Below are 255 nucleotides of genomic sequence, written 5' to 3'. Positions count from 1 at the left end.
CTACCAGTACCGTTACTGTTGCCAAAGCAGCAGGTACAGGAGTTGGTACGACGTTTACTTATGAAATTACAGCACCTGCAGCTTCTGTTACATCAAATACTACAGGTATTTTCAGTGGATTGGCCGGGGGAGTTACTTATAGTTTCAAAGTAACCGATGCAAGTGGCTGTTATTCCATAGGATCTCATACAGTTCCGGTGGTTAATCCAATTGCAGCGACAGCTACTAAATTGAACGATGTATATTGTAATGGAG

The 255-nt window shown here is 42.4% G+C and carries 1 protein-coding gene; it reads left to right on the top strand.

Translation table 11 applies throughout. From position 1 onward, the window contains the following. Window positions 1-255 (top strand): hypothetical protein (locus tag DMB68_RS23505; protein ID WP_165830202.1); only part of this gene is annotated, 255 nt, incomplete at both ends.

This window comes from Flavobacterium hydrophilum (assembly GCF_003202405.1).
In the GTDB taxonomy this organism is placed as follows: domain Bacteria; phylum Bacteroidota; class Bacteroidia; order Flavobacteriales; family Flavobacteriaceae; genus Flavobacterium; species Flavobacterium hydrophilum.
Note: the sequence above shows the minus strand (reverse complement) of the source record. Positions and strands in the feature narration are given on the sequence as shown.